The 10121-nt window shown below is 71.9% G+C and carries 10 protein-coding genes; 4 read left to right on the plus strand and 6 right to left on the minus strand.

Going from position 1 to position 10121, the window contains the following annotated elements:
* Positions 1-21 precede the first annotated feature (21 nt).
* Positions 22-1167, minus strand: a complete 1146-nt coding sequence (locus OEY_RS0112320) for an LLM class flavin-dependent oxidoreductase (RefSeq protein WP_010594175.1) — start codon at positions 1165-1167, stop codon at positions 22-24.
* A gap of 104 nt (positions 1168-1271) precedes the next feature.
* On the opposite strand from OEY_RS0112320, the gene OEY_RS0112325 reads away from it, so the two are divergent.
* Positions 1272-2099, plus strand: a complete 828-nt coding sequence (locus OEY_RS0112325; RefSeq protein ID WP_010594176.1) for an esterase/lipase family protein — start codon at positions 1272-1274, stop codon at positions 2097-2099.
* Between the two features lie 9 nt (positions 2100-2108).
* Here OEY_RS0112325 and OEY_RS0112330 read toward each other — a convergent pair whose 3' ends face one another.
* Complete coding sequence (locus tag OEY_RS0112330; protein ID WP_029540012.1) at positions 2109-3092, minus strand: DUF389 domain-containing protein; 984 nt, start codon at positions 3090-3092, stop codon at positions 2109-2111.
* A 441-nt stretch (positions 3093-3533) separates the two neighbouring features.
* On the opposite strand from OEY_RS0112330, the gene OEY_RS0112340 reads away from it, so the two are divergent.
* The 3 genes from OEY_RS0112340 (at position 3534) to OEY_RS29790 (ending at position 5048) form a co-directional block, all read left to right on the plus strand.
* Complete coding sequence (locus OEY_RS0112340; protein WP_235157578.1) at positions 3534-3977, plus strand: hypothetical protein; 444 nt, start codon at positions 3534-3536, stop codon at positions 3975-3977.
* 83 nt (positions 3978-4060) lie between these two features.
* Positions 4061-4513, plus strand: a complete 453-nt coding sequence (locus OEY_RS0112345; protein WP_010594179.1) for a DUF6069 family protein — start codon at positions 4061-4063, stop codon at positions 4511-4513.
* Between the two features lie 319 nt (positions 4514-4832).
* Positions 4833-5048 (plus strand): hypothetical protein, encoded by a 216-nt coding sequence (locus OEY_RS29790; protein WP_010594180.1) that lies wholly within the window; start codon positions 4833-4835, stop codon positions 5046-5048.
* Positions 5049-5061: 13 nt separating this feature from the next.
* Here OEY_RS29790 and OEY_RS0112355 read toward each other — a convergent pair whose 3' ends face one another.
* The 4 genes from OEY_RS0112355 to OEY_RS0112370 all read right to left on the minus strand — a co-directional run.
* Positions 5062-5553: a TspO/MBR family protein gene (locus tag OEY_RS0112355; protein WP_010594181.1), complete on the minus strand. Its 492-nt coding sequence runs from the start codon at positions 5551-5553 to the stop codon at positions 5062-5064.
* Positions 5554-5850: 297 nt separating this feature from the next.
* Positions 5851-7563 carry an ABC transporter permease gene (locus OEY_RS0112360; RefSeq protein WP_010594182.1) on the minus strand — a complete coding sequence of 571 codons (1713 nt, stop codon included), beginning with the start codon at positions 7561-7563 and terminating at the stop codon, positions 5851-5853.
* A complete protein-coding gene (locus tag OEY_RS0112365) occupies positions 7560-8501 on the minus strand; it encodes an ABC transporter ATP-binding protein (protein WP_010594183.1) in 942 nt (313 codons plus the stop codon). The genes OEY_RS0112360 and OEY_RS0112365 overlap by 4 nt, the downstream gene beginning before the upstream one ends.
* A 69-nt stretch (positions 8502-8570) precedes the next feature.
* Positions 8571-10121 (minus strand): HAD-IC family P-type ATPase (locus OEY_RS0112370; RefSeq protein ID WP_010594184.1); only part of this gene is annotated, 1551 nt, incomplete at its 5' end.

Consider the following 10121-nt stretch of genomic DNA (forward strand, 5'->3'; position numbering starts at 1 on the left):
GCGTCACCCCGCCGGTTCGGCTCACCGAGTCCCGGCCTCCCCGGCGGCGGACAGGTCGACCTTCGCGGGTATCACGAGCCGGTGCGGGGAGTCTGCGCCCTCGGCGACGAGCGAGGCGTGCGTCGGCGGGTCCGACGGCACGTGCGCCGGGCGGCGACGTTCGAATTCGGCGCGCAGCACGGGCACGACGTCCCGGCCGAGGATCTCGATCTGCTCGAGCACCACGTCGAGGGGCAGGCCGGCGTGGTCCATGAGGAACAGCTGCCGCTGGTAGTCGCCCGCATAGTCGGCGAAGCCGAGGGTGCGTTCGATCACCTGCTCGGGGGTGCCGACGGTGAGCGGGGTGGTGGCGGAGAAGTCCTCGAGCGACGGTCCGTGACCGTAGACGGGGGCGTTGTCGAAGTACGGACGGAAGACGCGCTTGGCCTTCTCCTCGGTCTCGGCCATGAACACCTGGCCGCCCAGTCCGACGATCGCCTGGTCGGCGGCGCCGTGGCCGTACTGTTCGAACCGGGTGCGGTAGAGGCCGATCATCTGCTGGATGTGTTCGCGGTTCCAGAAGATGTTGTTGTGGAAGAAGCCGTCGCCGTAGAACGCGGCCTGCTCGGCGATCTCCGGCGAGCGGATCGAGCCGTGCCACACGAACGGCGGGGTGTCGTCGAGGGGCCACGGGGTGGAGGTGTAGCCGCGCAGCGGGGTGCGGAACGTGCCTTCCCACTCGAGGTCCTTCTCCCGCCAGAGCCGGCGCAGCAGGTGGTAGTTCTCGATCGCGAGCGGGATGCCCTGGCGGATGTCCTTGCCGAACCACGGGTAGACCGGGCCGGTGTTGCCCCGGCCCATCATGAGGTCGACGCGGCCGCCGGACAGGTGCTGCAGCATCGCGAAGTCCTCGGCGATCTTGACCGGGTCGTTCGTCGTGATCAGCGTCGTGGCCGTGGAGAGGATCAGTTTCTCGGTCTTCGCCGCGATCCAGCCGAGCATGGTGGTCGGCGACGACGGGACGAAGGGCGGGTTGTGGTGCTCACCGCTCGCAAAGACGTCGAGCCCGACCTCCTCGGCCTTCAGCGCGATCTCCGTCATGGCGACGATCCGCTCGTGCTCGGTGGGGACGCGGCCCGTGGTGGGGTCGCGGGTGACGTCGCCGATGGTGAAGATGCCGAACTGCACGGGTGCCTCCGTCTAATCGTTGATTACTCAACTATACGAACGGTGGGGGCTCGCCGGTATTCCCCCTCCGTTCGTTCCGTCCCCCGCCTGCACCTCGACGGTGCATGATCGGCGTCATGATCCGCACACTCGCGGTCGCCGGTCTCCTGGTGCTGGGCAGCAGTGTCGTCGCGAGTCCGCCGGCCTCCGCCGACGCGCCGACGGGCCCGCCCCAGAGCACCTTCGGCGCCGCGCTCGTCTACTCGCTCGCGCATCCCGGTGTCGTCCCGGCCGGGACGAACGACTTCGACTGCGTGCCTGTGCCGGAGCACCCCGAGCCGGTGGTGCTCGTCCACGGTTTCCTCGAGAACTCCTACGCCAACTGGGCCGGATTGGCACCGGCCCTGAAGACCGAGGGGTACTGCGTGTTCGCGCTCGACTACGGGGCAGCGCCGGGCGAGCCGTTCAAGGCGCGCGAGCCGATCCCGGACGCCGCCGGCGAACTGGCGACGTTCGTCGACACCGTCCTGGCCGAAACCGGTGCGGAGCGGGTGTCCATCGTCGGTCACTCCAAGGGCGGCGCCGTCCCCCGGTGGTACGTGCGGTTCCTCGGCGGGGCGGACAGGACCAGCCGGATCATCGGGCTGGCGCCGGCGAACTATCCGTCGCTCGGACCGCCGTCCGTCGCGCAGGACGCCGTGCTCGCCGCGCTCAACGCCGGCAGCGACACCGTCGAAGGGGTTTCGTACACGGTCGTCGCCACCAGATACGACCAGGTGATCATCCCCTACACAGCGTCGTTCCTCACCGGACCCGGCGCCCAGAACATCCTGCTGCAGGACGTGTGCCCGGCGAACACCGCCGACCACGTCTCGATCCCCTACGATCCCGTCGCCGAGCAGCTCGTGCTGGCCGCGCTGGACCCGTCCGCAGACCGGCCGATCGTGTGCTGACCACGGCCGCTACCCGCCGGGCAGGCGCCGCGTTCCGCCGATCACAAGCGTGATCTCGACGTCGACGTCGCGCAGACCCGCCTCGTCCAGGGCGTCACGCAGCGTCGCCGGATCCGCCTCCGGAGGCGGGCCGAGCGCCTCGATCCAGAGCACGGACTGCCGGAATCCGATGTCGGTGATCGCCCAGCCCTGCTCCTGGGCCCACCGCTCGGCGACCGGAGCGACGTCGGCCTTCAGCGTCTCCTGCCGGATCACCCGGGCGCTGGACAGACCCAGCGGCACCGCGACGACCACCACCGCGGCCACCACCGTGAGCAGGCTGAGGCCGCGCAGGTCCCCGACCTCGCGACCGGCGCGCCGCGCCGCCCCGCGCACACCCGAGAACAGGAAGACCAGCGTGCCGGTGGCGACGATCGCCGCGACATTCGTGGCGAACAGCAACAGCGCCCCACCGGCCTGCCGCGGCGCGTCGGACTCGAGGGTCAGGCCCACCACCGCGAGCGGCGGCACCAGCGAGATGGCGATCGCCACCCCGGGCAGGGCGTCGGACACATCGCGCCGCACCAGCGCGAACGCCCCGACCGCGCCCGTGGCCAGGGCCGCGACGAGATCGATCAGCCGCGGTGCCACCCGGCCTGCCACCTGGCTGTTGTTCTCGGCGAGCACATCCAGAGGGTCGAGCAGGCCCACCGCGTATCCGGTCGCCACCACCGCGGCCGCTCCCGCCGCGACGAGCAACGCGGAGGCGACCAGATTGCGATGGTCGTTGAGCACCACCGCCAGGGCCGTCCCGACGATCGGCGTCATCAACGGAGCGACGATCATGGCGCCGATGACGGTGGCGGTGGAGTCCGCGACGACGCCCGCCGAGGCGATGACCGAGGCCAGCACGAGCAGGGTCCAGAACGTCGCGCGCCGCGACCGTGGCCGGGCGTCCTCGGACAGGAACAGCGTCGCGGTCATCCGCTCGATGTCCTCGGTGGTGAGTCTCACGGAAGCCTCCCGGGTGCGTCGTGTCGCGAGTGCATCACAGCAGACGCCGGCCGCCCGCGCGATCGGGACACCGGTCCCTTCCGTCCGGGACACCGGTCGCGACACGATGTCCCGCACCGGACGGAGGAGGACGCACGCGGTGACGACGGACGAGGCGGTGACGACGGACAAGGCGGCGACACGACCCTCGACGCTGATCGCTGCCCTCCCGCACCGCTACCGCGCCGTGCTGCACCTGCGCATCGCGTGTGGCCTGTCGATCACCGACACGGCTCGTGCCCTGAACACCGATGCCGCCTCCGTCCGGCTCGCTCAGCACCACGCCCTGAACCTGCTCCGGCACCAGCTCGGGCACTTCCGGAACATGTCAGACCCCCGGCGCACACTGATCACAGAACCGGGGACCACCTCGCCCGGACGTACCGAGGAGGAGCGAGTGTCATGGACACGGGGTGTGGGGCCTTCTTCAGCTGGACCTCACGACGGGTGACGTTGCCGCGCTGCCTGCGTGCCGTCGCGGCGGGAACGCAGCAGTCCGGGCTGACTCTCGATCGGCGGCTCGCCTCGGACACCGTCCGCGGCCGCCTGCTGGCCTATCACGATGCCGACGACGACGCCGACTACGTGGCCCTGCTCATCGGCGACGTGGCCGGATCGGACGACGTGCCCGTTCGGATCGTCGACGAGGAGCGGCTTCTGATGGAAGGTGCGCGCAGCACCGAGCCGGCGGAGATTCTCGTGGGCACCTCCGACGACCGCGACCCGGACGCCGAGCGGCGCGAGCTCGACCGGCAGCTGTGCCTGGGCGGCCCGGTGCGTTCCATGCTCGCGCATTCCGGTGCGCGCTCGGTCACCGTGGACTGGTGCGCGGTGGCGGCCGCGTAGCTCGTGCGGAAAGGCTTGACCTCGAGTCGACTCGAGGTTGAACGATGGGCGACGTCAGTTCATCGGCTCTTCCGGAGGACATCATGAGTGTTGTCAAGCCTCTCGACCGCACCGCCACGCCGACCCTGCCCGCGTTCTCGCTCAATCGTCCGATGGCGGTGCTCGTCCCGGTCGTCGTGGCTCTCGTCGCCAACATCGCCCTGTGGCTCGTCGGCCTCGCCGCCGGCGGCACGTTCGAGGTCACCAACGGTGACACCGTCGAAAGCGCCGCCCCGGGTGGCGTTCTCGTCATGACCGTCGTCCCGCTCACCGTGGGCATGGGTCTCGCGGCGCTGCTCAGCCTGCGCTGGTTCGGCATCGTCCGCGTCGCCGAGGTCGTGGGCGCGGTGGCCGCGCTCGGCACGATCGCGTCGACGATCGTCGCCGACTTCGACACCCCGAGCACGATCACACTCTCGCTGATGCACGTGGTGATCGCGATCGTCGTCGTCGGGGGGCTCGAGGCGATGCGCAACCGCATTGCAGCCCAGCGGTAGTCGCGCAGCGACGCCACCCGTCCGGGGTCACCGGCTCGAAGGTCCCGATTGTCGAGGGACCTTCGAGCCGCCGCCGGCCCCTCCGTCGGCGGTGACCTACGGCACGGCGGCCGATGCCTCTTCCGTTTCTCCCCAGGGACTTTCGCATCGAACCGCGTGCCGGCTGCAGGTGGTGCCGGTTCCACGGGCGGCGCCGGCGTTTCGTCCGCAGCCGCCGTCCACAGGACCGAAGCACCCGACCGGCAGGGACGTACGTCCCGAGATCCGTTTCCCGGTAATCCGTCCGGCCCACACGGCGATTCGCAACGCGGCCGGTTCCGTGGAATTCCACGTCCGTCGCGTCTCCGGCGGGTGGGTGAGCCCGTACATCGTCGGCCATGCCCGCGTCGGCGAGACGTGGGTGCTCGGCTCCGGGGACTGGTCGGGGCACGACGTGCAGATCGCCGGCCCGCCCGCCATGATCCAGGCGACCGAGTTCCGGCTGCAGGCCGCCGGCGTGCCCGCGGACCGCCTCCGCCACGACCCGCTCTACTGACCTCCGCGCCCGCTCAGGACCGGTTGAGCCGCGCGATCCGGCCGCTGAGAACCGTGGCGAACGCGCACCACACCGCGTACGGACCGAGCGCGGCCCCTGCCGCCGGCTTCGCGACGGCGGCGCGGCGCGCCAGGTCGGCACTGCTCACCGCGAGCGCTCCGGCGACCACCGTCGCCGGCACGAGCCGGTGCGCCTTGAAGAACACCCACGACCAGGACGCGTTGAGCACCAGATTCACCGCGAGGGCGGCCCGATAGTAGGTGGCCTCGTCGACCCGCGCCTCCGATTCGAGTTCGTCGATCGCCACCGCGGAACTCACCGCGATGTCGGCGTACAGCGCCGTCCACACGACGGGAAAGACCGCACCCGGCGGCTGGAACGACGGTTTGCGCAACCGCCGGTACCACCGCGTGTCCACGTCCCGCGAGGCGATCGATCCCGCCACCGCCGTCGCGGCGGTCGCCGCGGTCGTTCCGAGCAACGTGCGGCCGAACATGCTGGACATACCTGCTCTCCTCACTCTCGCCGTCGGCGAGGTCGTCACATCGCGTTGTCGGGGATCTGGGGGAAGGGCCGCTGCGGATGCGGGGGCGAGGGCTCGGGATCCGGTTCCGGCGGGAACGGCGGCTGCGGCTCCGGTGGGGTCGGCACCGGATTCGGCTCCGGCGGGAACGGTGACGGCGGCGTGGGCGTCGGTGGGACGGGCGGGGCCGGCTCGGGCGAGCCCGGCCCCGTGTCCGGGTCCGGTGTGGTCAGGCAGGGTGTGGTCAGGCAGGGGGTGGTCATGGCCGGTCCCTTCCGATCATCGGCGAGCGCTGTTCCGGGCATACCCGGAGCCGCGGCGGCGCAATCCCAGTGGGGCGGCGGACGGCGCCCCGTGCTCCGCCCGCGGACCCCAGCGGAAGGTGCGCGTCGCGACGAGCGCGGCGGCGACGAGCCAGGCAGCCATCACCGCGATGGCGCCCCACAGGATCCGGGGACCGGACGGATCCAGGGCTGCGGCAAGTGAATTCGAGAAATGCTTCAACGGAAAGGCCGATCCCACCGTCTGCATCCAACCGGGGGTGTCGCCGAGGAAGAAGATGTCGGAGAAGAACGCGAGCGGGAGGAGGATCGCGAGGCCGACCGCGGAGACCGCCTTGCTGCTCGGCAGCACCGCAGCGAGAGCGAAACCGCACGCAGCCAACGTCGCGGTGCCGAGCACCACCACAGCGGCGGCGAGGAACACGCCGGGCCACGTGAGGACGAGGCCGAAGAAGACGACACCGACGGCCACGACCAGAACTGCGGTGACCAGGGCAATCCACAGCGTCGACACGGTGTGCCCGGCCATGAAACCGACCGGCCCGAGCGGGGTGCCGCGCAGCCGCTTCAACACCCCACGGTCCCGGGCCCGCACCACCGCCTCGGGCATGTTGACGAAGGCGGTGACCGCTGCGCCCCACGCCGCCATGCCCGCCGCCGAGGACAGTTCCGGCGGCACCCCGTCGGCGGCGGCACCGTCCGGCAGCACGGCCATGATGAAGGCGTACAGGCCGACCGGCAGGGCGACGGCGAAGAAGACCCATCCCGGGTCGCGCGCGGCCGCTCGCGTGGCCCAGCCGACCTGGCCGAGGACCAGCCGGGCCGTGGAGGGCCGTCCGGGCGCGTCGGCATCGACGGCCCGGTCCCGTCGCGACGCAACAGCCGGGGCGGGCGCGCGCCCGGTGCCGCCCCGCGCGGGGTCCCAGCCGAAGGCGCGCACCGCGACGAGGGATGCGGCGAGCGTCCACGCCGCCATCACAGCCAGCGCACCGGGATCCCAGCCGCCGCCGGAGGCGAACGGATCGAACTGCCCCTGCAGCGCCTCGTTGAACGGCTTCAGCGGGAAGACGGCCGCGATCGAATCCGCCCACCCCGGCAGGTCGCCGACGATGAAGAGCCCCGAGAGGAACCCGAGCGCCACGGCGCCGGCGATCGACACGGCCTCCGCGACGGCGGCGGACGGGGACAGCGCGGCCACGGCCAGCCCGAGCGCCGCGAAACAGGCGATCCCCACGGCGATCGTCACGACGGTGGCCGGTGCGGTGCGCCACAGGATCTGCACGTCGTAGGCGAGCGCCCCGACGATCAGCATCGTCAGCACCGAGCACAACGCGAACACCACGGCGCCCCCGACGCGGCCGGCGAGGTAGATCCAGGCGGGCAGGGGGGTTCCGCGCACCCGCTTCAGCACCCCCTGCTCCCGCGCGGTGGCCAGTGCCGTCGCCACGGTCGGCCAGGCGGCGTAGAGCACGCCCATCACCACAGCGGTGGGCGTGACGAACTGCATCACGCGCACGCCGCTGTCCTCGTCCACGGTGGCGTTACCGGCAAGGAACCCGATGACGACCAGCCAGGTGAGGGGGAACAGGAAGGTGAAGACGAAGACGACCCGCACACGCCACAGGTCCACGACGGTGTGGCGCAGCTGCTCGGCGAGCAGGCCGGCCGCGGCCGGGCGCCCGGTCCGTGCGGCGGTCCCGGGGAAGCTCACGACGACACCTCCGCCGAGCGGGCGATCTCGCGCCGCAGGTCGTGCCGGGCCACCAGCTCGAGGTAGACGTCCTCGAGCGACGGGCGGGCGACGGTCAGGGCGGGCAGTTCGAGTCCGCGGTCCTGGGCCCAGCCGGTGAGCCGACGCAGCGCCGCGGTCGGGGTGGACGTGCGGAGCTGCCACTCCGCGCCGTCGGTGGCCAGCGGTCCGCCCAGGTCGGGCAGCTCCGACGGTGCCGCGCCGGGCGGCAGTCGGAAGCTCACCACGGCGGCACTGCCCTGTTCGCCGCCGATCTCGCCGGGCGTACCCACGGCGATCATCCGTCCGGCGACGACGATGCCCACCCGGTCCGCGAGATGCTCGGCCTCGTCCATGTAGTGGGTCGTGAGCAGGACGGTCTTGCCCAGACCGCGCAGGGCCTCGACGAGATCCCAGGCGCGGCGCCGGGCGGCGGGATCGAACCCGGTGGTGGGTTCGTCGAGGAACAGCAGTTCGGGATCGCCGACGAGGCCGAGCGCCAGGTCGAGGCGACGCCGCTGACCGCCGGACAGGGTCTCGACTTTCGCGTCGCGCTTGTCCGACAGGCCCACGAGATCCACGACATCGTCCACGTCCAGCCGGCGCGGATACAGGGACCGGTAGTGACGGACGAGTTCCCGGACGGTGAAGTGCTCCTCGAAACCGGCTTCCTGCAACACGATTCCGATACGTTCGCGAAAGTCCCGTCCCCCGGCCTCCGGGTCGAACCCGAGCACGTCGACCTCTCCGGACGTGCGCCGCCGGTGTCCCTCGAGAATCTCGACGAGGGTGGTCTTGCCCGCGCCGTTCGGTCCCAGCAGCGCGAAGACCTCACCGGCCCGCACCGCGAACGACACCCCGTCGACGGCCCGCACGTCTCCGTAGTGCTTGTGCAGATCCGTGACCGTGACGACATCCATGCGACTCCTCCCCATCGGTCCCATCGTGCGCGTGCGGCGGGATGCCCGCACCCCGAACGCCCCGCGGGCTCACCGTCGGCGACGGCGAGCCCGCTTGTACACGGAGTCGACCACGAGGACCGCGGGGATGCCCAGCAGCGCGACACCCAGCGCCTCGAGCGGCGGAACCGCATGGCCCAGCACGTCGGCGACCGGGACGACTCCCAGGAAGACGACGAGGGCGACGAGCTCGACGAGAACAGCCCACAGCAGCAACCGGTTCGAGCCCCACCCGAGCTGCCACGGCGGCCGGGACGCGCTGCGGCAGGCGAACGCGGTGCCCACCTGCCCCAGGACGACCGCGGCGAACGCGGCGCCCGAGGCCGCGAGAAGCGCCGGACCGGTGGGAAATTCACCTCCGGGACGCCAACCCGCGACGAGCAGCGCGACGAGGAACGCACTCATCTCGACGATCGCCTCGACCGGTCCGAGAACCCCGAACACCCGGACCAGCAGGGTCCGGTCGACGAGGTGCCGACGCTCCGGTGGCCGCTTCAGCGTGTCCCGGCTCGGCGGTTCACCGCCGAGGGCCAGCGCCGGCAGCAGATCGGTGCCGATGTCGATGCACAGGATCTGCAGCACCCCCAGGGCGAGCGGAAACTGCCCGCCCGACAGTCCCCACAGCGCGAACGGCGTCAGTTCCGCGACGTTGGAGGTCAGGTGATAACTGAGGAAGCGGCGGATGTTGGCGTAGGTGGCCCGGCCCTGCTCGACCGCGGTGAGGATGGTTGCGAAGTCGTCGTCGAGCAGCACCAGGTCCGCGGCCTCGCGCGCGACGTCGGTGCCGCCCTCGCCCATCGCCACCCCGATGTCGGCCTGCCGCAGGGCCGGTCCGTCGTTGACACCGTCGCCGGTCATCGCGACGACGTGACCGCGGTCCTGCAGGGCCTTCGCGACGCGCAGCTTCTGCTCCGGAGAGACCCGGCTGATCACGACGCCGTCGCGATCGAGGAGGGCACCGAGCAGCTGATCGTCGTCCGGCAGATCCTTGCCCTGCACCACCTTGCCCTCTGCGCCGAGCAGGCCGATCTCGCGGGCGATGGCGCGGGCCGTCTCCGGGTGGTCACCGGTGAGCATCGCGACCTTGATGCCGGCGCCGCGCGCGGCCCGCAGCGCGGCCGGGACGGCGATCCGCGGCGGATCCTCCATGCCCAGCAGGCCGAGGAGCTCGAGGTCGCGTTCGGCGAGTTCGGGGTCGGTGAGCGCGCCGGAATCGCTCAGGGTCCGGCGGGCGACGGCGAGCACCCGCAGGCCCCGCGACGCCATGTCCGCGAGCGCCTCCTCCGCCCGGTCGACGAGCTCGCCCGGCTCGGCGCAGCGCGGAAGCACCGCGTCCGGGGCGCCCTTGAGAAGCAGCCGCCCGCCCACGATCACCGATTCGCGGCGGCGCCGGGGATCGAACACGAACCGGCGGGTGACCGGCCCCGGCTGTGCGCCGGGACCGGCGAGACGGGCCGCGAACGCGGCGATCGCCGCCTCCATCGGGTCGCCGACCGCCCGCCACTCGTCGTCGTCGAGGGTGATTCCGCCCTTCGAGGCGGCCGCGCCGGCGAGACCGGCGGGGGGGGGCGCCCCCCCCCC

It is taken from the genome of Rhodococcus sp. P14, from assembly GCF_000256505.1.
Taxonomy (GTDB): domain Bacteria; phylum Actinomycetota; class Actinomycetes; order Mycobacteriales; family Mycobacteriaceae; genus Rhodococcus; species Rhodococcus ruber.